Source organism: Acidocella aquatica (genome assembly GCF_030160635.1).
GTDB lineage: Bacteria > Pseudomonadota > Alphaproteobacteria > Acetobacterales > Acetobacteraceae > Acidocella > Acidocella aquatica.
Map to the genome: position 1 here is coordinate 13,003 of NZ_BSOS01000009.1, position 21,122 is coordinate 34,124.

15 protein-coding genes and 1 pseudogene are annotated in these 21,122 nt (G+C 64.8%); 8 read left to right on the forward strand and 8 right to left on the reverse strand.

The window, feature by feature from the left end; all coding sequences use genetic code 11:
- Positions 1-88 precede the first annotated feature (88 nt).
- The 4 genes from QQJ84_RS03860 (at position 89) to QQJ84_RS03875 (ending at position 7,021) form a co-directional block, all read left to right on the forward strand.
- On the forward strand, positions 89-3,385 hold the full coding sequence (locus tag QQJ84_RS03860) for a Hint domain-containing protein (protein ID WP_284256694.1): 3,297 nt from the start codon (positions 89-91) through the stop codon (positions 3,383-3,385).
- 56 nt (positions 3,386-3,441) lie between these two features.
- Positions 3,442-4,848, forward strand: a complete 1,407-nt coding sequence (locus tag QQJ84_RS03865) for a pyridoxal phosphate-dependent decarboxylase family protein (protein WP_284256695.1) — start codon at positions 3,442-3,444, stop codon at positions 4,846-4,848.
- Positions 4,849-4,958: 110 nt separating this feature from the next.
- Entirely contained in the window at positions 4,959-6,194 is a 1,236-nt protein-coding gene (gene ubiM / locus QQJ84_RS03870) for a 5-demethoxyubiquinol-8 5-hydroxylase UbiM (protein WP_284256697.1), read from the forward strand.
- Between the two features lie 107 nt (positions 6,195-6,301).
- Entirely contained in the window at positions 6,302-7,021 is a 720-nt protein-coding gene (locus tag QQJ84_RS03875) for a TetR/AcrR family transcriptional regulator (RefSeq protein ID WP_284256698.1), read from the forward strand.
- Here QQJ84_RS03875 and QQJ84_RS03880 read toward each other — a convergent pair.
- The 8 genes and pseudogenes from QQJ84_RS03880 to QQJ84_RS03915 form a co-directional block, all read right to left on the reverse strand.
- Positions 6,988-7,335, reverse strand: a pseudogene (locus tag QQJ84_RS03880) (thioesterase family protein); the annotation flags it as partial. The gene QQJ84_RS03875 and the pseudogene QQJ84_RS03880 overlap by 34 nt on opposite strands.
- 136 nt (positions 7,336-7,471) lie before the next feature.
- Positions 7,472-10,978, reverse strand: coding sequence for a translocation/assembly module TamB domain-containing protein (locus tag QQJ84_RS03885; protein WP_284256700.1), 3,507 nt, complete (start codon positions 10,976-10,978; stop codon positions 7,472-7,474).
- The gene (locus QQJ84_RS03890) at positions 10,978-12,765 is read right to left on the reverse strand and encodes an autotransporter assembly complex protein TamA (protein WP_284256702.1); all 1,788 of its coding nucleotides are present in this window, start codon (positions 12,763-12,765) and stop codon (positions 10,978-10,980) included. Before QQJ84_RS03890 ends, QQJ84_RS03885 begins: the two co-directional genes overlap by 1 nt.
- A gap of 112 nt (positions 12,766-12,877) precedes the next feature.
- Positions 12,878-13,777, reverse strand: a complete 900-nt coding sequence (locus QQJ84_RS03895) for a hydrogen peroxide-inducible genes activator (protein WP_284256703.1) — start codon at positions 13,775-13,777, stop codon at positions 12,878-12,880.
- Positions 13,778-13,797: 20 nt separating this feature from the next.
- A complete protein-coding gene (gene ahpF / locus QQJ84_RS03900) occupies positions 13,798-15,363 on the reverse strand; it encodes an alkyl hydroperoxide reductase subunit F (protein WP_284256704.1) in 1,566 nt (521 codons plus the stop codon).
- Positions 15,364-15,494: 131 nt separating this feature from the next.
- Entirely contained in the window at positions 15,495-16,058 is a 564-nt protein-coding gene (gene ahpC / locus QQJ84_RS03905) for an alkyl hydroperoxide reductase subunit C (protein ID WP_284256705.1), read from the reverse strand.
- A 164-nt stretch (positions 16,059-16,222) separates the two neighbouring features.
- Complete coding sequence (locus tag QQJ84_RS03910; protein WP_284256707.1) at positions 16,223-16,543, reverse strand: 2Fe-2S iron-sulfur cluster-binding protein; 321 nt, start codon at positions 16,541-16,543, stop codon at positions 16,223-16,225.
- 56 nt (positions 16,544-16,599) lie between these two features.
- The gene (locus tag QQJ84_RS03915) at positions 16,600-17,853 is read right to left on the reverse strand and encodes a cytochrome P450 (protein ID WP_284256708.1); all 1,254 of its coding nucleotides are present in this window, start codon (positions 17,851-17,853) and stop codon (positions 16,600-16,602) included.
- Positions 17,854-17,987: 134 nt separating this feature from the next.
- Here QQJ84_RS03915 and QQJ84_RS03920 point away from each other — a divergent pair, with 134 nt between their 5' ends.
- From QQJ84_RS03920 to QQJ84_RS03935, 4 genes are all read left to right on the forward strand, one after another.
- Positions 17,988-18,644 carry a TetR/AcrR family transcriptional regulator gene (locus tag QQJ84_RS03920; RefSeq protein ID WP_284256709.1) on the forward strand — a complete coding sequence of 219 codons (657 nt, stop codon included), beginning with the start codon at positions 17,988-17,990 and terminating at the stop codon, positions 18,642-18,644.
- A 255-nt stretch (positions 18,645-18,899) separates the two neighbouring features.
- Positions 18,900-19,178: a phosphopantetheine-binding protein gene (locus tag QQJ84_RS03925; RefSeq protein WP_284256711.1), complete on the forward strand. Its 279-nt coding sequence runs from the start codon at positions 18,900-18,902 to the stop codon at positions 19,176-19,178.
- The gene (locus QQJ84_RS03930; RefSeq protein WP_284256712.1) at positions 19,179-19,757 is read left to right on the forward strand and encodes a COG4648 family protein; all 579 of its coding nucleotides are present in this window, start codon (positions 19,179-19,181) and stop codon (positions 19,755-19,757) included.
- Between the two features lie 25 nt (positions 19,758-19,782).
- Positions 19,783-21,117, forward strand: a complete 1,335-nt coding sequence (locus tag QQJ84_RS03935; RefSeq protein ID WP_284256714.1) for an AMP-binding protein — start codon at positions 19,783-19,785, stop codon at positions 21,115-21,117.
- Positions 21,118-21,122 lie beyond the last annotated feature (5 nt).

A 21,122-nucleotide genomic window follows, 5' to 3' on the forward strand; every position in this document is an offset into this window, starting at 1 on the left:
CGTATAAACGTGATCTAAATCAATGGAATTCGCCCCCCGTATCTGTTAACAAACCGATAAGGATTGCACAGAAGCGGGGGGCTTATTCATGTCTCAAACGATCACCGGGTATCACAACGTTACCCAAACCCTGAGCGCGGGGACGCCGAATGTAACCATCACGGGTACAATCAACGCCTACGGCCCCGCCGGCACCTACAGCGTCAACGTCGGTAACGGGCCAACGCTCATACCCTTCGCGGGCGCCGTGTTCGGCCCCTCCACCGGGAATTTCACCATCACCAATACCGGGTTGATCGAAACCCATGGCACGAATGCCTCCAACCCCTTCGCCGGGGGCATTCTGCTGGGCGCCTCGGGCGCCGTGCTCAATTCCGGCACAATCCAAGGCGCCAGCGGCATTGCGGTCTTCGGCACCGGCTCGTCCTATATCGAGAACAGCAAGCAGATCGACGGCTCGATCGGCGTTGGCGTGGTGCTGTTCAGCGGCAGCGGCACGGTGGTTAATTCCGGCACCATCTATGGCGCCAGATATGGCGCGGTGGCGCTGTTCGGCGGCGGCGTGGTCTCCAACACCAGCACCGGGCTGTTGAGCAGCGGCACGTTGAAAGGGGACCAATACGCGGTGACCGGGCAGAAAAATTCGCACCCCGTCACGGTGCAAAATGCCGGGACCATCATCGGATACTCCGGCGGCATAAACCTCGGCAGCGGCGGGCTTGTCAGCAATTCGGGCGATATCCGCGCCGTTGGCACCAACACCGCTGGAACCGGCAATAAATATACGAATTTTTACGGCGGGGTCCAGCTCAACGATGGCGGCACCCTCATCAACAGCGGCACCATCACCGGGCAGAACGGCGTTTATCTGCATTATTACAACCCAACCACCCACAGCAACACGCCGCCCCCCGGCCTCGCCGGCTATGTAAAAAACAGCGGCCTGATCGCGGCCAGCAGCACCGCGGGATTGCAGATCAGGACGACAAGCAGCACCTACGGCCTGTTTGGCACCGGCATCGCCCTGGAGCTTCCTGGCACGGCGGTGAACAACGGAATGATCAGCGCCAGCAATGTCGGCGTCTTCATCCAGGCGCAGGGCACAAATGCCGAGACGATGACCGTCGTGAACAACGGCACGATCACCGGGGTACGCTACGCCGGGATAGAGGCGCAGAACGGTACCGCCATTATTCACAATTCCGGCACCATCCAGCAGACCGGCAGCGGCGGCGGCACCCTCGCCGCCTATGCCGGAGTTTACCTGCAACAATCCGGCCAGGTGTTTAACAGCCTGAGCAGCGTTATTTCCGGCCGCTCAGGTATTCGTATGAACAGCTCCGGCTATGTCGATAACGCCGGCAGCATCGCCGGGAACCATGGCGCGGGCGTATATTTCGCTAACGCTGGCACGATGGTTAATACCGGCACTGTCACGGGTGTGCATGAAGGCATTGTCACTGGCGCGACCGGGGCGGGGGCGGGTGAGATTTCCAATACCGGGCTGATTACCGCGGGCAACACCATATTTATTAATAATGGCGTTACTCTGGGTGACACCGGCATGGCGCTGCTCTCCGGCGGCCACGCGACGAACCAGTCGGGGGGGACGATCAGCGCCGGTATTGGCGTCTATCTGCGTGACGCAGGAGAGATAATAAACCAAGCCGGCGGCCGCATTATCGGCGGTACTTATCTGGGTGTTTACGCGGCAAATACGCTGGGCCTGACCGCCGGGCTGAACAATAACGGGTATATCTACGGTAAGCAGATAGGTGCGTACTTCAAGGATGGCGGAAATGTCAGCAACGCATCCGGCGGCACCATCACCGGCGGCCGGATCGGGGTGGACGTAACAGCCTCCTCTGGCATCCTCGCGACAATCGACAACGCCGGGCAGCTGACCGCCACGGGCACCACCTTTGTTTTCAACGGCAAAACCTATGATGCGACCGGTGTGGTTCTCTCCGGCGGCGGCACATTCGACAACGCCGCGACCGGCACGGTATCTGGCGTTGGCGGCGCGGCGCTGCTTGGCTCCAACGGCACACTCATCAACGCCGGGCTGATCCAGGGCGCGCCCGGCGGATCGGCGGTTTATTTCGGCGGCACCGGTGACCGCCTCATCCTCGATACCGGGGCCCGTTTCACCGGCAGCATCGGCGACGCCGCAAACAATGGCGTCCTGGAGCTCGCCTCCGGCAGCTCCGCCGGGTCGTTTGACATGGGCGGCACAGTCAGCGGCTTTAACAGCATCACCTTCGACAATGGCGCCGCCTGGACGCTGGAGGGCAACTACGCCGAGCTGGGCAGCATCGCCGCCGCGATCAACGGCTTCACCATTGGCGATACGCTGGTCCTCGATGGCTTCACCGCCACCTCCGATACATTCGCAGGCGGCGTGCTGACACTCTCGAACGGAACGTCCACCGAGCTGTTGAGTCTGCCGGGCGTGCCCCCCGCCACCGCCTTCACCATCACGGATGTGACCGCTGGCACGCAGATCACCGAGGTGACCTGCTACGCACGCGGCACGCGCATCGCCACCGCGCGCGGCGAGGTGGCAGTCGAGGAGCTGCAAATCGGCGACGAGGTGCAAACCCTCCATGCCGGGCTGCAAAAAATAAAATGGATCGGCACCCGCAGCTACGCCGCCCCCTTCGCCAACCACGCCAAGGTGTTGCCCATCCACATCAAACCCGGCGCGCTGGCCGAGAACATTCCAGCCCGTGACCTCTTCGTCTCCCCCGGCCACGCCATTTGCATCGACGGTGCGCTGGTCCATGCCGCGCGGCTGGTCAACGGCGTGTCCATCACCCAGCTTCCGCGCGTCGAGGAGGTCACCTATTTCCACATCGAACTGGAAAACCACGAAATCATCTTCGCCGAGAACTGCCCGGCCGAGACCTTCATGGGCGAATCTTTCCGGCCGCAGTTCCACAACGCGGAAAGCTTCCACACCCTCTACCCGCAGGGCAGCGCCCCGGAACACATGTGCCTGCCCCGCCTGGACAGCGGCTTCCAGCTCGAAGCCATCCGCCACCGCCTCAAAGGCCGCGCCGGCATCGCCTCCCCCTCGGCCAGCGGCCCGCTGCGCGGCTATGTCGACTCCGCCGGGCCGCAAATCTGCGCCGGCTGGGCGCAGGACACCGCATCACCCGAAACCCCCGTCTGCCTGGACATTTTCAGCGCGGGCCAGCGCGTCGGCCGGGTGCTGGCCAATTTCTACCGCGAGGACGTGCGCGACGCCGGTTTCGGCAGCGGCAACCACGGCTTCGAATTTACCCTGCCGGAGGGGATTGTGACGCCGGTGGAAGTCCGCCGCAGCACTGACTCCAGCCTCCTCGCCCAGACTGACGCCGCCGCGAACGCCGCCGCCGCCTGAAACCACCCCGGCGGGGAAATTTGGGTAATGCCGAGGCGCGCCTTATAACGCCCCGCATGAGCACACTTGACCCCGCCGGCTGGTCCGGCCTGCGCGCCCTGGGCCACCAGATGATGGACGACATGATCGACCATCTCTCCGGCATCGCCACGCAACCCGTCTGGCGCCCCCTGCCCGATGACATCCGCGCAGGTTTCACAGCCCCCCTGCCCGCCCACGGCACGGCGCCGGAGCGCCTCTACGAATCCTTCACCACCAACATAAAGCCCTATGTCACCGGCAACACCCACCCGCGTTTCATGGGCTGGGTCCATGGCGGCGGCAATCCGGTCTCCATGCTGGCCGAACTCCTCGCCGGGGCGATGAACGCCAATTGCGGCGGTCGCGACCATGTGGGCATCGTGGTGGAGCGCCAGGTCATCGCCTGGGCGGCCGAGATGCTGGGCCTGCCCGCGCAGACCAGCGGCGTGCTGCTCACCGGCTCCTCCATGGCCAATTTCATCGCGGTGCTCTGCGCCCGCTTCAAGGCCCTGGGCGCCGATGCCCGCGCCAACGGGCTCCAGGGCGCGCGCCTCACCGCCTATGCCAGCGCCGGGGTCCACCGCTGCGTGCCCAGCGCGCTGGACATGGCGGGTCTCGGCCTGCAGGCACTGCGCAAAATCCCGGTCGATGCCGATTTCCGCATGGACCTTAACGCCCTGCGCGCCGCCATCGCCGCCGACAAGGCCGCAGGCTGCACGCCCTTCCTCATCGTCGGCACCGCAGGCACCGTGGATGTCGGCGCGTTTGACGACCTCACCGCCCTGGCCGAAATCGCGCATGAACATAACGCCTGGTTCCATGCCGACGCCGCCTTTGGCGCCCTCGCCGCCCTTTCGCCCAACCGCAAACACTTCCTCACCGGCATCGAGCGCGCCGACTCCGTGGCGTTTGACTTCCATAAATGGGCGCAGGTCACCTATGACGCCGGCTGCGTCCTCATCCGCGATCCCGAACTCCACAACGCCACCTTCGCCCAGGCCACCAGCTACCTCGCCGCCGCCCCGCGCGGCCTGGCCGGCGGCCACCCCTGGCCGTGCGACCTCGGGCCGGACCTCTCCCGCGGCTTCCGCGCCTTAAAAGTGTGGATGACCCTGAGCGCCTACGGCAGCGAGGCCCTCGGCGCCGTGGTAGACACCACCTGCACCCTGGCCCAGCACCTCGCCGCGCGCATCACCGCCAGCAACCGGCTGGAACTCCTGGCCCCGGTCAAGCTCAACATCGTCTGCTTTGCCATCACCGGCTACACAGATGCGCAAACCGCCGATCTGGTGGCGGACCTGCAGGAATCCGGCCTTTTCGCCCCTTCCACCACCATCATCGGCGGCCGCATGGCCATCCGCGCCGCCATCGTCAACCACCGCACGCAACAAAGCGACATCGACGCCCTGGCCGAGGAGATCCTGCGCCGCATCGCGCTTTGAGCTGAATCCACTTTGGCCTGAATCCGCTTTGACCTGAATCCGCTTTGACCTGAATCAATGACGCCCCCCGCCGGGCTGCTAACCGCTAACCCGGTTTTCAGGGGATCATCATGGCCGCCAGCGCGCAAGATTACGACGTCATCATCATCGGCGCGGGGCCTGCTGGCCTCAGCCTCGCAGGCTCGCTCGCCGCCCAGGGCCGCAAAATCGCCCTGGTGGAAAAATGCCCCCGCGAGTCGCTGGAATCCCCCGCGTTCGACGGGCGCGACATCGCCCTCACCCACCGCTCGGTGGAATTATTGCGCGGCCTCGGCGCCTGGGCGCACATCCCGGCGGCCGAGATCTCCCCCCTGGGCGAGGCCCAGGTCCGCAACGGCAATTCCCCCCGCTCCCTGCGTTTCGCCCCGCCGCGCGCGCAAGCGGGCATGCTGGGGCAACTGGTCCCCAATCATCTGATCCGCCGCGCCCTCTTCGCCGCCAGCGCCAACCACCCCAACATCCACCTGCTGGCCAACACCGCCGCCAGCGCCATCCACACCAGCGCGGACTCCGCCAGCCTCACCCTGGCTGACGGCACCACCCTCACCGCCCCCCTCATCGCGGCCGCCGACACGCGCTTCTCCGAAATGCGCCGCCGCATGGGCATCCCGGCGCGCATACAGGATTTCGGTAAAACCATGCTGGTCTGCCGCATGGCGCATGAGCAGCCGCACCATGGCGTCGCCACCGAGTGGTTCGGCTTTGGCCAGACCATCGCCACCCTGCCGCTCAACGGCACCGAATCCCAGCCCAACATGTGCTCCCTGGTGGTCACCTTGCCCACAAGCCAGGCCGAGGCGCTCATGGCCCTCACGCCCGAGACCTTCGCCGCGGAAATGAGCGAACGCTACCAGCACCAGCTCGGCGCCATGCAACTGGTGAGCACCCGCCACGCCTACCCCCTGGCCGCCGCCTATGCCGGGCGCTTCGTGGCCGGCCGTTTCGCCCTGGTGGGCGACGCCGCCGTCGGCATGCACCCCGTCACCGCGCATGGTTTCAACTTCGGCCTCTCCGGCCAGCATATTCTCGCCACCCTCATCGCCGGAGCCGCCGGCCAGGACATCGGCGCCCCAGCCTTGCTGCGCCGCTATGAGAGCCGCCACCGCCGCGCCACCCTGCCGCTCTACCTCGCCACCAACGCCACCGCCCTGCTCTACACCGACGATCGCCCCCCCGCCCGCGCCCTGCGCGGCGCCGTCATCAGCGCTGGCGCGCACCTGCCGCTCGTGCGCCGCATCCTCTCCTCCGGCCTGATGAAAGGCGCCCCCCGCCCGCTCACCGCCGCGCGCGCCCTGATACATTCATAAACACCCTGGCACGGCCCGGAGCCTGTTCGTTTAAGGCGCGTATCGCCCCCGAAAAAATGGCGGGAGCATGATCGCCCTCAAAGCGATCATGCTCTAAAGTAACCAGCATGGACTCTCCCCCAGCCCCACAAAAGCGCAAAGGCGGCCCGCGCCGCGACCTTATGGAGCGCGAGCTGCTGGACTGCGCCGCCGAGCTTTTCGCCGAAAAGGGCTTTTCCGGCACCAGCCTGCAAGACATCGCCAACGCCGCCGGTGTCGGCCGCACCACGCTCTACCATTATTTCGGCAGCAAGGATGATTTCCTCACCGCCCTGGTTGAAGACGTCACCGTCGCCGCCTCCAGCGAGCTGCGCAAGCTCACCCACGAGCCCGGCGCCAGCTTCCAGGCCCAGCTGCTCAAGGCGGCGGAAACCCTGGTCACCCGCCAGCTCGCCCGCGCCGTGCGCTTCAAGGTGCTGGACCGTGAGGAAAACCACCTCCCCGCCCCGCTGTTCGAGCGCCACCAGGCCGGCAAACGCGAAGTCCTGGCCAAAATCTCCGGCCTCATCAAATCGGGCATCCGCGCCGGCGAGTTCCGCCCGGTGGACGCCAACATCGCCGCGCTGAGCTTCATCGGCATGTGCAACTGGACCGCCTGGTGGTTCAACCCGGCCGCCAACAAATCCGCCGCCGAGGTTGCCGCCATCGTGGCGGGACTCGGCGTCGCCTCGCTGCTCAACCAGAACGCCCCCAGCGGCAGCGCCACCCCGCACGAAATCGTCACCGGCATCCGCTCAGAGCTGGACCGGCTGGATCAACTGCTCACTGGCACCGGCTCCCGCAACTGATATTCCTCCAATTTGCGCCGCAGAACATCAGGAACCGGCACCGCGCGGCGCACCCCCGCGCTGATGCAAACCGGTGAGAGCATGGCGGTGAAATACCTATGCCCCTCATCATCCTTGCCCGTCACGATCAGATCAAAACCGCGCACGCGCACCGCCGCCACATGCACCTCCATGAAAAACACCCGATCCGGCCATAATGATTGATGAAACTCAAAGCTCATCGCCCGCATCGGCGTGCCCAGCCCCAGCGCGTCCAGATGCTTATGCAGCGGCCGCCCCAGCAGCTCGCCCATAAAATAATGAAACGCCTCGACGGCATAATCAGCAAAGCGCGGCTTAGCGCGATCGTTTGAGGTTCGCTCAACCGAGCGAGCCGAAAACGTGAATCGCCCTCAGAAAAGCGGCCAGAGCCTGATCGCACTTAAAGCGATCAGGCTCTGGCGCCCCGGCTCAATAGTTGAACTGGTAGGTCAGCCCCACGCTGCTGCTGTTGCCGGTGCGGCTGGTGCCTGTTGAGGATTGCAGTTTCAGCCCCTTGGTAAGGTTGATCTCCACGGTCGCCTGCGTGCCCTGACCATTGGTTGCCTGTGTCGCGCCGAGATAAACCCCCGGCGCGACATAGCGCCCGGCCTCCACCGAGGGGGGGCCGCTGGCGTTGCTGCTGAGGGAGAGCTCGTTCAGGCCCAGCGCATCGCGCACCGAGTCGAGCGGATTGGGCAGACCACCGCCCAGCCCGGCGATCTGCGCCAGCGCCGCCGCCAGCGAGGCCGTCTGGAACGGTGAGAGGCTTGTGGCGCTTTGCCCGAACAGCAATTGCGCCAGAATTTCATCCGAGGGCAATGGCGGCGTGCTGCTCAACGTGATCACCGGCTTGGCCGCCGTGCCACCCACGATCAATGTGGCGGTGACGTTGCTGGTGCTCGTGCTGGTGGCTTCCAGGTCGAGCGCCGGCATGAACCCGGCGCCGTTGAAGCTCACGCTGCCTTTGGTGAAATTGAGATTTTTGCCGGTCAGCGAGACATAACCGCGGATCAGCTCGAAGCCTCCTTCGGGGATCGGGGCGGCCAGCGTGCCGGTAATATGCGCGTCTCCGCCAAGTTCGGCGAAAATGCCGTTGCCGCGCACAAAAATCTGGTTGCGGCCGGTCACCCGCAGGTCAAGCCCGATATCTGGCGGCGGCGTTGACGGCGGGGGGGGCGGCTCGCCGGCATTCGTGATCGGCAGATCAGCGACACTGGGCGGCAAAGACTGCGCAATGTTGATGTTCGCCTTTTTGATATTCACATTGCCCGCCAGCAGCATGTTTCCCTGTAGCGCCCCGGTCAGGGACAGCGCGGCATCAACGCTTCCACTCAGAATATCCGAGGAGATGGGGCTGGCGTTGGTGGCGGTGAGAATAATATCGAGCGGCATATCGGGCGTGCCCAGATCAACCGTGCCGTGGCCGGTGAGCTGACCTGCCCCGGCGGTGGCCTGAAAGCTTTGCAGCGTCAGCAGCGTCCCCGCCGCCTGCATCCGCGCTGCCATGTGTGTAAGGTTCAGCCCCGTGCCGATGTCCTGAACGCTGCCATCAGCCAGCGTGGCGCTGCCGCTGGCCAGCGGCGTGGCCGGAGTGCCGGTCAGCGTCATATCCGCCGTAACCATTCCGCGCACCATGGTTTCATGCGCCGCCAGCAACGGGTCAAGCAACCGCAGATCCCCCCGCCCGTTGACATGCAGGTTCAGAGCGCCGGTTGCGGTGAGCGGCACCAGCCCATCGGCGGCAAGGTCCATATCCGAACCGGCGGTCAATGCCGCCTTCACGCGTGCGCTCGCCCCCGCCACCGTGGCGCTGCCGCTGAACGCCACCGCCGGCATGGCGGCGGCCGGGCCCGCATGCAGCTTGATGTTTTGCGCGTTGAACGTGATCTGGCCGGCCGGCTCGGCCAGGCTGCCGCTGAGGGTGGCACTGGCCGCAAGCGTGCCGGTGGCTTTCAGGCCCGGCACGAACAGGCTGGCCAGGCTGGCGGGAAGGTTCTGTATGTTCAACTTCGCATCATCCAGCCGGGGCGTGAGCGTGCCATCCAGCGCAACCCGCCCGCCGTTCACCTCCAGCGCGAGGTGGCGCAATGTTATCCCGGACTGCGCCGAGAGCTGCGCAGGGCCTTGCAGCACGGCGTTCATCTGCTGCCAGGCCGCGGTGAACGCCGCCAGCGTGGCGGTGCGTGTCTCCAGATTGACCACCCCGGCCAGCGCCATTTGCGCCGGGGCCGAACCCGGTTTGCGCGTGCTGGCCTGCCCCCGCACGGCAAGCGCGGCGGCGGGGCCGGTGGCGCTGAGCGTGGCATTCACGGCGCCGAGGCGCGGCGCGGTCACCAGGTTTTGCGCGTCGATTTTCAGCTTGAGGATGTTGGCCGCGGAATATGAGAAATCAGCCGCCACGCGGCCGCTGAGCGGCAGCGGCGAGAAACGGGCGAAATCATCCAGCCGCCCGATGCTGAGCTGCGCGGTGCCGTTGGGCAGCGTGGCGCCCGGAGCCATCGCAAGGTCCGCCTGTGCATTCAACGAGCGCCATGTGGCCTTGTTGATGGTGAACACCGCAGCACCCTTCGCGTCTCGCGAGAACGCGGCGTCGAGCGTCAGCGGCGCATTTTCCAGCGCGCCGGAGGCGGTGAGCGTGCCCTCCGGCAGGCGCGGCAGATGCCGGGCGTCAAGTACGATGCTGAAGGGGCCGGAGGGAATGTTTTTCTCGGCGGCATTGCCGGTCAGCACAGCCTTGGCGGCATAGTCTCCGGGCGCGCCGGTGATGCTGCCGGTGCCCGTGGCGCTGCCGGAAATTCCGGGGAAGAACGCGCCCAGCCGGGGGAGAGCGAGCTGCATTTGCAGGTTTACCGCCGCTGGCGCCAGGCGGCCGGTGGCGGACATCTGGAATGATGCACCGGAAGCATCGAACTGCCGGATATTCAGAACCCGGCCGCGCAGATCCGCGGCGAGTGAGAAATGCCCGGCCGGGCCGGTGAGTTTCGCAAGTCCGTAAGGTCCGGCGGTGAGCGTGGTGCCGCCGGAGAATGCAATGCGGGTGACGCCATTTTGCGCGGCCAGAACAAGATGCAGGGTGGCGCTGCCTGCCACGGTTTGTCCGGCCAGCGCGCCCATGGGGGCCAGGGCGGGGAGATTGAATACCACATCGGCGCTCGGATTTCGGGGATTTAGCCCGAGCGTGCCGGTGCCGTTCAGCCGCGCCGCGCCCAGCGCCATGTCAAACGTCAGCGCCGCCGCGCCGCGCGGCCCGGCCAGGGCGGCATTCAGCACAAACGGCCCCTGCCCTTGCGTGCCCGCCAGATGCGCGAGCAGGCCATCGGGCGGCTCGGCTATATGCAGCTTGGCGGAGACGGTTTGCGGGTCGATCGCGCCGTCCAGCGTGTAATCCGCGCCGCCTTGCTGCGCCGTGGCTTTGAGTGTGACGCCGCCGCGCGTGTTACCCTGGAAATGCGCGGCGCCGGTGAGGGTGAGCGTGGTGGGCGTGCCCGCCAGCGCGGGGCCGAGGTTGAGTGCTGGTACGCTCAGCCGGGCGACATCCAGGCGCCATGCGGGCAGGCCGCCCGCCGTGGTGCTGGTGCTGGTGCTCTGCCCGGTCACCGGCAGGCGGGCAATGTCAAGCGCCGCCGCGCTCAGCGAGGTTACGGCAATGCCGCCGCGCAGAATTGCGGCCGGTTGCCAGCGCAGTTCCAGGTTCTGGCCGCTTAGCCAGACGCCTGTGCTGTCCGCCAGGGTGAGGGTTGTGAGCTTGATATCCGCTGGAAAATGCCCCGACAGGCCGGAAATGCTGATGCCAGGAGCCAGAAAATGGTTGATCTGCCGTTCGGCGAAGGCCCGCCCGCCGCCGGTGTTGAGCCCTACGCAGACCCCGCCCAGCACCAGCAGCGGCAGCCCGGCGGCCACCAGCAAGAGGATGAAAAAGCTACGGAGCCAGCGCATCAGAACGCCTCGCCAAAGCCGACATAGAGCGCGAAGGCGGCGCTGCCTGCCACGCGGGTGAAGGGAAAGGCGAGGTCCAGCCGGATCGGCCCGATGCTTGTATAATAGCGCACCCCCAGACCCGCCCCGGCTCGCAGCGTGCCGGCAAACGGCCGGCTGCCGGTGTTCACCTGCCCGGCATCGATAAAGGGCACCAGGCCAAAACTCTTGCCCACCCGCTGACGGAACTCCAGGCTCACCGCGTCCATCGCCAAGCCACCCTCCGGGGCGTCATCGGGGAACAGCGGCCCGATTGTCTGATAGGTGTAGCCGCGCACCGTGCCGGAGCCGCCTGCGTAGAACCGCTGGTCCGGCGGCACCTGGAATATGGATGCACCCTCGATACTGCCGGCCTGGCCATGCAGCGCCACCACGCCGCGCCCGGCCGGCTCCACGGGAACATAAACCGCCACCGATGCCTGCCCTATGACAAACGGTTTGCCAGCGCCCGCCGTCGGCAGCGTCGGCGTCACCGTGACGCTGGCATTCATGCCCTGGGTAGGTTCCAGCAGATTATCGGCTGTGGAATAGATGAAGCTGACGGGCAATTGCGCCAGCGCGTAGTCACGGTTGACGCCCTGCTGGCGCACGGCCTCGGCGATGAATTGCGGCCCGTAGGTGAGGCTGAGATGCGCGCCGAGCGGGCGGGAGAGCGCAAGCCCGGCCAGCAGCGCCTTGCGGCTATAGGCGGTGAGGGATTCATTCAACGCCTCCAGCGAGACGCTAAGCATTTGCCCCCTGGCGGCAAAATCGGGCTTGGCGAAAACGGCCTTGAGGTCATAGCCCGGCGCCCTGGTGCCGGTGGCGGCCAGTCCGTTTCCGGCGGCGGTAAACTTCAGGCGCTCGGCATGGGTGAAAACATCGCGGTCCTCCCAGGAGGTGCCCAGTGTCAGCCCGGTGTCGGTGGCGTAGAGCGCGCTCAGGGTCACGGCATGGCGTTTTTGCGGCACGACGCGGAAGGTCACCGGCACCGCGCCGTCCGCCGTGGCCTTGGCCGCGGGCAGCGGCGTGACGGAGGCGAAAACGCCCAGGCCCAGAAGCGAGTCCCGCGCCAGGGCGAGCGAGGTGTCAGAGAATGGCTGGCCAGGTTTCAGCGCGATATGCGCCCGCAGAAAATCAGGGTTGGTGCGGGTGAGCCCCTCGAAGCTGACCGGCCCGATGCTGACCCGCGGGCCGGGGGTCACGGTGTAGGTAACATCCAGCCGTTGCGTGGCCTGCTGCGCCACGGCCAGCGGCTGGCTTACCTCGGCAAAGGCATAGCCCGCATTGTGCAAGGCGGTGCGCAGCGCCGGGGTGACAGCCAGGATCGGCGCCGCCAGGGCTGGCTGGCCGGGCTGCACCATGGGTGGCGGGATGAAGCCGGGCGGCAGGCCGGGGGTTTGCACCTTGCCCAGCCGGAACACCGGGCCCTGATGCGGCGTTACCCGCACCGCCACGGTCTGATTGGCCGGCAACGTGTTCAACATGTCCAGCAGCGCCGGGTCGGCCAGCGCATCGCCGCCGATGGTGATCTCCACGTTCCCGCCATCATAGCCCAGGCTGTGCAGCACCACGGAGAATTGCCGCGCGTCCGCCCGCGCGCGGCCGATGAGCGCAAACGGCCCGGCGGGGAGTTTTTTCTGAACCGAGACAAGCGCTGAGGTCTGCCGCAACAGACTGTCCAGCGCGGGATCGCCGCTGGGGGTGAAGCTGACCGTATAGCTCACCGGATCGGCGGCGGATGCCGCCTGCCCGATGAAAACAGCCATGCCGGCCAACCAAAGAAGTTTGCAGCGCCGCATTGCGGGAGGTTGCCACGTCCACGCCCGCGGGCCAAGACGCGGCGGGATTACAGGGCAGCCATGCGCCGGGCCAAGGATTTCAGGCGCAGGCCGAAGCGAGCAATGGCGCAAGCGCCCGGTATTCGGCCGCATGCGGGCTGTTGGGGCGCCAGGCCAGCGATATGCTGCGCCAGCCGCCCGCTCCTTCCAGCCGCCGCAGCTCAACATCAGCGCCTTCGGTGATCCCCGCCAGCACCGCGAGGCGCGGCACCAGCGTCAGCCCCAGACCTCCGGCGACCATCTGGATGAGCGTGTGCAGCGAGGTCGCGGCGAACTCGGAGCTGCGCCCAACCCCCGCGCCGCAGGTGTTGAGCACCTGGTCGCGCAGACAATGCCCTTCCTCGAGCAGCAGAAACGGCTCCGCCGCCAGCGCGGCCACGGCCACGCTCTCACGCGCGGCCAGGGGGTGGCCCTTGGGCAGGGCGACCAGAAACTCGTCGCGCTGCACCGCCAGTGTCTCCGCCCCGCCGCAAGGGCAAGGCTCCGCCAGCACCAGCACGTCGAGATGCCCGCCCTCAAGCTGGTCGAGCAGCCGCTCGGTCTGGTCCTCCCGCAAAAAGAGTTTCAGCCCCGGATAGGCCTCGCGCAGCGCGGGCATGAAGCGGGGGAGCAGAAACGGGCCGATGGTGGGGATGATCCCCAGGCGCAGCGGCCCGGTCATCGGGGCGCGCGCGGCGTCCGACGCTTCCGCCAGGGCCGCCAGCGCGCTCAGCGCCGTGCGGGCCTTGGCCACCAGCTCCAGCCCCAGCGGCGTGAACACCGCATGCTTGGTGGCGCTGCGGTCAAGGATCGCCGCATCGAGCTGGCGTTCCAGCGCCAGAATCCCGGCCGAGAGCGTGGACTGCGACACCGCGCAGGCCGCCGCCGCGCGGCTGAAATGCCCGGTCTCCGCCAGGGTGACCAGATAGCGCAGCTGCTGCGGCGTCGGCAGATAGACCATTGGTTCCCCCGGTCAGACTTTCACGCCGCGGGCGCGAGGCGGATGAGATAATCAAACGCCGAGAGCGCTGCCTTCGCCCCGTCGCCCGCCGCGATGACGATCTGCTTATAGGGCACTGTGGTGGCATCGCCGGCGGCGAACACCCCCGGCACCGAGGTCTCGCCGCGGGCGTCGATCTCGATCTCGCCGCGCGGGGAGAGCGCCACCGTGCCCTTCAGCCATTCGGTGTTGGGAACCAGGCCGATCTGCACGAAGATGCCATCCAGATCGAGCCGGTGCATCGCCTCGCTCACGCGGTCCTTATAGCTCAGGCCGATGACCTTGCTGCCATCGCCATGAACCTCGGTGCTGAGCGCGGAGGTGATGACCGTTGCGTTGGCCAGGCTGGCCAGCTTGCGCTGCAACACCGCATCGGCGCGCAGCTGGGCATCGAACTCGATCAGGGTGACATGGGCCACAATCCCCGCCAGATCGATCGCCGCCTCCACCCCGGAGTTGCCGCCGCCAATCACCGCCACGCGCTTGCCCTTGAACAGCGGGCCGTCGCAATGCGGGCAATAGGCCACGCCCTTGTTGCGGTATTCATCCTCGCCCGGCACGTTCATCTGCCGCCAGCGTGCGCCCGGCGAAAGAATGAGCGATTTCGTCTGCAACGCCGCGCCGCTGGCCAGTTGCACGCTCATCAATCCGCCCGGCGCCGCCGCCGGGGTGATGCCGGTGGCGCGTTGCAGGTTGATGATGTCCACCCCGTAGCCGCGCACATGCTGCTCCAGCGCGGCGGCGAATTTCGGCCCTTCAGTATGCGGCACGGAGATGAAATTCTCGATCGCCATGGTGTCGAGCACCTGGCCGCCGAAACGCTCGGCCAGCAGGCCGGTGCGAATGCCCTTGCGCGCCGCATAGACCGCCGCCGCCGCACCCGCCGGGCCGCCGCCGAGGATCAACACGTCATACGCCGCGCGCGCCGCGATCGCCGCGGTTTCCCGCTCGGCCGCGCCGGTGTCGAGCTTGGCGAGAATTTCCTCCAGGGTGATCCGCCCCTGGCTGAACTCGGCGCCGTTCAACAGCACGGTGGGTACCGCCATCACCTTGCGCGCCTCGACCTCGGCCTGGAACAAGGCGCCGTCGATCGCGACATGGGTGATACGCGGGTTGATGACGCTGAGCAGGTTGAGCGCCTGCACCACATCCGGGCAAAGCTGGCAGGATTGCGAGAAATACGTCTCGAAGTGATAATCGCCCGGCAATGCCTTGATCTGGGCGATGACCTCCGGGGTGATTTTTGGCGGATGGCCTCCCACCTGCAGCAGCGCCAGCACCAGGGATGTGAATTCATGGCCCATCGGCAGCCCGGCGAAGCGCACGCTCACATCGCTGCCCACGCGGTTGATCGCGAAGGAGGGGATACGCGCATCCTGCCCGTCGAGCTTCAGGGTGATCTTGTCCGATTGCGCCGCGACATCGCGCAGCAGGCCGAGCAGCTCCTGGGATTTGGCGCTGCCGTCAAGCGCCGCCACCAGCTCAATCGGCATTGTGACGCGCTCAAGATAGGCCTTCAACTGGCCTTTAAGGCTGTTGTCCAACATAAAACCGCTCCAATGGGAAAATTCACGCCTCTACCCGCGGGGCCAGCGTATCTGGCGGGGTGGGGGAGGCTTATTTTGGGTCTTTAAGGGTCTCCACCGCCGCAAACCGGCGGTGGAGATTTGTCGGGTATTTAGATTTTGCCGACCAGGTCGAGCGAGGGCGCGAGGGTTGCATCACCCTCATGCCAATGCGCCGGGCAGACCTCGCCGGGGTGCGAGGCGACATATTGCGCGGCTTTCACCTTGCGCAGCAACTCGCTGGCATCGCGGCCGATGCCGCCGGCATTGATTTCAACGATTTGAATCTTGCCGTCCGGGTCGATCACGAAGGTGCCGCGGTCGGCCAGGCCGGCGTCCTCGATCAGCACTTCGAAATTACGGCAGATGGCGTGCGTCGGGTCGCCGACCATGAAGTAGTCGATCTTCTTCACGGCTTCGGAGGTGTCGTGCCAGGCCTTGTGGGAGAAATGCGTGTCGGTCGAAACCGCGTAAATCTCGACGCCCAGCTTCTTGAATTCGGCATAGTTGTTGGCGAGGTCTTCCAGCTCGGTCGGGCAGACAAAGGTGAAATCCGCCGGGTAGAAGAACACCACGGACCACTTGCCCTTGAGGTCGGCATCGCTCACCGGCACGAATTTGCCGCTCTTGAATGCCTGGGCCGAGAACGGTTTGACGACGGTATTGATCAACGACATATTTTTTTCGCTCCTGCGGATTGGTGTTAACGAGGGCTATCTAAGCCCAATTCAATCATTTAGGAAATTGATTTTATTCGTCAACGCAATCGATTGAAGCGATTGACGGCCCGGGTCAGGCAGACGCTACTGACCCTGGGCCTGAAGCGGAAGCTATGCCTTTGTCAGGTTTGTTGTTCGGGGGTGGTAACAACCATTCCGTCGAGCGCCGCGGTCAGCGTAATCTGGCACGATAGCCGCGAATTGCCGCGCACGCTGTTGGTGAAGCCCAGCATCGCCTGTTCGTCCTCCGCCGGGGCACCGGTTTTCGCGAACCATTCATCCGCAACATACACCTGGCATGTGGCGCAGGCGCAGGCGCCCCCGCAATCGGCGCTGATGCCGTTCACGCCGTTATCCACCGCCGCGCGCATCAGGGAAACGCCGGGCTGGGCGTCCACGATCTGGGATGCACCGCTATTGTCGACAAAAGTAATTTTCACCATTTGCAATCCACTCATCATGTTTCTACGTCTGGAAATTTCCGGCACGGGCAGAGGGCTTAGCCGCGGATGCGTACCATCACCTCGGTATACCCGTTGATCTGGTTGGACATTGTGCGCACCGGCGGCTTGAGCATTTCAATGAATTCAAAACGATCCAGCATTTCCTCCCAGAGAATCCGCAACTGCAGCTTGGCGATGTTCATGCCCATGCACCGGTGGATACCAAAACCGAATGACAATTGCCGGCTGACATTGGGACGGTTGACATTCACGCTATCGCCGTCGGGGAACACCTCCTCATCGCGGTTGCCCGAGTAATACCACATCGCCACCTTGTCTCCCTTGCGGATCAGCTTGCCGCGCAGCTGGAAATCTTCCAGCGCGGTACGGCGCATATGCGGAATCGGGGTCTGCCAGCGGATGATCTCATCGACCATGGCGGGGATCAGCTTGCGGTCTTCGCGGACTTTGCGATATTCATCCGGGAACAGATTGATCGCGTTGATCGTGGCTGACATCGTGTTGCGCGTCGTATCGTTGCCGCCGACGATCAGCACGAGGATTTGGCTGAGATAGTCAATTGGGGTCATGTTGCGCGTGTTGGGGTCATGCGCCAGCATCGACACCAGATCGAACTTTGGCGGCGCGTTGACGCGATCGTTCCATAATTTCATGAAATAATGCAGACATTCGGTCAGCTTCGCGATGCGGTTTTCATGGCCGATGAAGCCGTCCATGCCTTCGAGCGTCGCGGTAACGTCAGACCATTCACGGAGCAGATGCCGGTCCTCGACCGGGACGTCGAACAATGTGGCCAGCAGCAGCGTCGTCAGCTCGATTGAAACCAGATCGACCCAGTTGAACACCTGGTCCCGGGGCAGACTGTCAAGCACTTTTTTCGTGCGGGTGCGCACCAGGTCTTCCAGGCTGCGCAGGCTATCGGCGGAGACAATCGGCTGCACCGCGCGGCGGTATACGCCGTGGCGCGGCTCATCGAGCGCGATGAACGCGGAGATCACGAAATCCTTCACCGGGGGGATTGCCTGCGCGTCATCCAGCACAATGCCGCCATTTTCCCAGGAGGAGGAAAACACCTTGGGGTTGGTGTCCACCTTCATGATGTCCTCATGCTTGGTCACGGACCAGTAGGGACCGTTCTGGCTCTGCGCGCAGTAATGCACCGGGTCTTCCCGCCGCAACCGCGCAAACAGCGGCAGCACCTCGCCGGTGCGGAAGAGATGGTGCTGGGAAACATCCAGCCGGTCGAGTGGTATATCCAAAAGTCCTGAATTCTGCATCACGGTGTCCATGGTTGATCCCCCTTGCTTGTCACGCTCGGGCGGCCCGTGTTCCGGCCCAGCCCGCGTCCTTGCGCCTCAGGCAGCTCTATTATATGAGCTTATGCTCACATAATACTCGTATTATTATTCCAGGATCACCGGCAATGCCCGCCACTGCCCTCTCCCCCCGTTTTGCCGCCCGCAAACGGCCCCGCCAGAAGCGCTCGCAAATTGTGGTAGACCGGATCATCACCACGGCGGCCTCCCTGTTTCAGCAGGATGGCTATGCCTATGTCAGCACGAACCGGATCGCCGAGACCGCCAATGTGAGCATCGGCTCGATTTACCAATATTTCGCGAACCGGGAATCGATTGCCCTGGCCATTTATGAAGCGGCCAGCTCGCGTGCCGCGCTGGCGGTGAAGCGTCAGGCCATTGAGCTGATGGGCCTGCCGCTCGAAGCCGCCATTCGCGCGCATATGCGTCTGCTTTTCGACGTCTCCGAGAAGGACCGCTACGCGCTGTTCCAGATTTTGAACGAGGTGCCCGAGCTGCGTGACGCGGCGCAGCCGATCTCCTTCGACCGGCTGATCCATCAGGCGCATTTTATGTTCATCCAGCAGCATTTCAGCACCGCCGACCCGCTCGCCATTTCCCGCAAGTGTTATTTTATTGAAAAGACGGTGATAAGCGCGGTCGGCCAGTATTTGGACGAGCATCCCGATTTTTTATCCCGCGAGGAGGCGATCGCCGAGGTCGCAGAGTTCGTTTACCGCTATGTAACAAGCCTGCAACCCGGCGGGTTCAGGATAAGCACCTGAAATTACCCTATCCCGCGGCGCCCCTGGCGGAGGGCCGGACCGCAATTGATGCGGCGCGGCCATGATCCAGCCCTGTTCTGGTGAACCCCTGCAGGGCCCGGGCGAATCCCCGCGCGATCTGGCAGACAACCATAACGCTCTAACCACTTAATAAATATAAATATTTTTCCCCTACACGGCCTTGCGGGTTAATTTCATTGTACACGCGCTTCGTTCTAACTTGACTGGACCAACCTCGCCGCCCCAGATAGCCGCATGAAGGCCGACAACACGACTCAAACCCCCCAGGAAGCCGAACTTGCGCGCCTGCTCGTCGATACCCTCAACCTTGAGGCCGTTGCGAGCGAGATCGACCCTGAGATGCCACTTTACGGCGAAGGCCTCGGGCTGGATTCGATCGACATGCTTGAGATTTCGCTCGTCGTGTCACAGCAGTTTGGTGTGAAGCTGCGTGCGGACGATAGGGACAACGTCAGGATATTCAGCTCGCTGCGTAGCCTCAATGCGTATATCCAAAGCCATCGAGAGCTTTAAATGCGTGCCTTGACCGCCGCCCGCACGCCTCTTTCGGCGGTAGTGGGCTTATGTATCGTTTCGCTATCGTTTCATATTGCCATCGTCGCGACAAACCATGTCCACCTCACATTGGCGCTGGGCTTCGGGGAATTGTTCAAGCTGGGCCTGATCACCTTCTCGGCGCTCACGCATTGGGGGCTTTATGGCAGCCTCCTGCTCACATTCGCACTGACACTGCGGCCGGGCCGCGAGGCCCTCATCACCGGCATGGCGCGCAGGCTGCAGGGGGATGTCTCCGGCGAATTGGCGCTTTACACGCGCCGCGTCACATTCGCCTGGTGCTGCTTTTTCGCGGCGCAGCTCACAATGTCGATCACCCTGTTTTGCTTTGCCCCGCTGGTCGTATGGTCGGTTTTCGTCAATATCCTCGATATCCCTTTGGTCGTGGCAATGTTTGCCGCCGAATACATGTGCCGGCTCCGCTGCCTGCGTAACCCGCCCCGGCATTCGCTCGCCATGATCCTGGACATGGTTGCCAACTCCAGGCGGGATGTGGGCACATGGCCAGCTCTCTCCGATGCCGCGCGGCCGGACTGATTATATCGTGAATTGCGCATCGCCGTTGGCCGGTAATGCAGGCTATGCCATTGCGCGGCATGCGGACGATAACGCCATCGTCGCGGTACGCGCCGGAAGGCCGATCCGCCGGGCTGAATTACGCAGGGATATCGCGGCCCTCGCGTCCAGGTTGCCCGCGCATCGATATATCCTCAATCTCTGCACCGACCGCTACCGGTTCATGGTCGGTGTGGCCGCCGCGCTGCGGCGCCAGCAGATCAGCCTGATGCCGCCTAGCACCGCGCCAGGTGTCCTGCGGGCGCTGGCGGAGGATTATCCCGATCTTTATGCGCTCACCGACACCACGCCCCCGCCGCTCACCAGTTTTATCTACCCCGGCACGTTTGATGACGCTGGCGCGGCGGCGGAGATGGAGGACGTGCCCCGCGATCAGCCGGCGCTTATTTTGTTCACCTCCGGTTCGACCGGCAAGCCAAAGCCGGTGCCAAAAACATGGTCCACGCTGGTGCATAGCGCGCGGGCTGCCGGTGATCGGCTTGGGCTCTCGCGGCTGCGTGGCGGCACGGTCATCGCTACAGTGCCGCATCAGCATAGTTATGGGCTTGAATCGGCAATCCTGCTCGGGCTCCAGCATGGTCTGACCATCGACACCGGCTGGCCGCTTTATCCGGCCGATATCCGCGCGGCGCTTGAACGAACGGCCGGGCCGCGCATCCTGGTCACCACGCCGGTGCATCTGCGCGCCCTTGTCGCCGAGCCGGGGGGGATGCCCCGTGCCGATCTTATCCTCTCGGCGACGGCGCCGCTGCCGGTATCGCTCGCGGCCCAGGCCGAGGCCTGTTTCGGCGCGCCCCTCATCGAAATTTACGGCTGCACGGAGGCGGGACAAGTCGCGACCCGGCGGACCGCACAGGAAACCCAGTGGCAATGCTTCGATGGCGTCGCGTTAAGCCAGAACGAGCACGGCACCTGGGCCAGCGGTGCCGCGGTGGAGGGGGTGGCGCCGCTGCAGGACGTGATCGAGCTGACTGGCCCCGGGTTGTTTCTGCTGGGTGGCCGCTCGGCCGATCTCATAGATATTGCCGGCAAGCGCACCTCCTTGACGCATCTCAACCACCAGCTCCAGAGCATCCCAGGTGTAGAGGATGGCGTCTTTTTCATGGGGGAAGCGAACGGCTCGCACGTTTCACGCCTGACGGCTCTGGTGGTGGCGCCGGCACTGCGGCCCGAGACGATTTTGCAGGCGCTGCGCGAGCGGATTGACCCGGCGTTTCTGCCGCGCCCCCTTATCTTCACCGATGCATTGCCGCGCAACGAGCTCGGCAAATTGCCGCGTGAGGCGCTGCTGCGGCTTGCGGGCCGCGCGCAGGACGCTTAACCGTG

Coding starts and splice junctions, on each gene's coding strand:
- QQJ84_RS03915 (WP_284256708.1), bottom strand. CDS start 17,853: ATGGACACCGTGATGCAGAATTCAGGACTTTTGGATATACCACTCGAC.
- QQJ84_RS03875 (WP_284256698.1), top strand. CDS start 6,302: ATGGACTCTCCCCCAGCCCCACAAAAGCGCAAAGGCGGCCCGCGCCGC.
- QQJ84_RS03925 (WP_284256711.1), top strand. CDS start 18,900: ATGAAGGCCGACAACACGACTCAAACCCCCCAGGAAGCCGAACTTGCG.
- QQJ84_RS03890 (WP_284256702.1), bottom strand. CDS start 12,765: ATGGCTGTTTTCATCGGGCAGGCGGCATCCGCCGCCGATCCGGTGAGC.
- QQJ84_RS03885 (WP_284256700.1), bottom strand. CDS start 10,978: ATGCGCTGGCTCCGTAGCTTTTTCATCCTCTTGCTGGTGGCCGCCGGG.
- ahpC (WP_284256705.1), bottom strand. CDS start 16,058: ATGTCGTTGATCAATACCGTCGTCAAACCGTTCTCGGCCCAGGCATTC.
- QQJ84_RS03860 (WP_284256694.1), top strand. CDS start 89: ATGTCTCAAACGATCACCGGGTATCACAACGTTACCCAAACCCTGAGC.
- ubiM (WP_284256697.1), top strand. CDS start 4,959: ATGGCCGCCAGCGCGCAAGATTACGACGTCATCATCATCGGCGCGGGG.
- QQJ84_RS03930 (WP_284256712.1), top strand. CDS start 19,179: ATGCGTGCCTTGACCGCCGCCCGCACGCCTCTTTCGGCGGTAGTGGGC.
- QQJ84_RS03920 (WP_284256709.1), top strand. CDS start 17,988: ATGCCCGCCACTGCCCTCTCCCCCCGTTTTGCCGCCCGCAAACGGCCC.
- QQJ84_RS03910 (WP_284256707.1), bottom strand. CDS start 16,543: ATGGTGAAAATTACTTTTGTCGACAATAGCGGTGCATCCCAGATCGTG.
- ahpF (WP_284256704.1), bottom strand. CDS start 15,363: ATGTTGGACAACAGCCTTAAAGGCCAGTTGAAGGCCTATCTTGAGCGC.
- QQJ84_RS03895 (WP_284256703.1), bottom strand. CDS start 13,777: ATGGTCTATCTGCCGACGCCGCAGCAGCTGCGCTATCTGGTCACCCTG.
- QQJ84_RS03865 (WP_284256695.1), top strand. CDS start 3,442: ATGAGCACACTTGACCCCGCCGGCTGGTCCGGCCTGCGCGCCCTGGGC.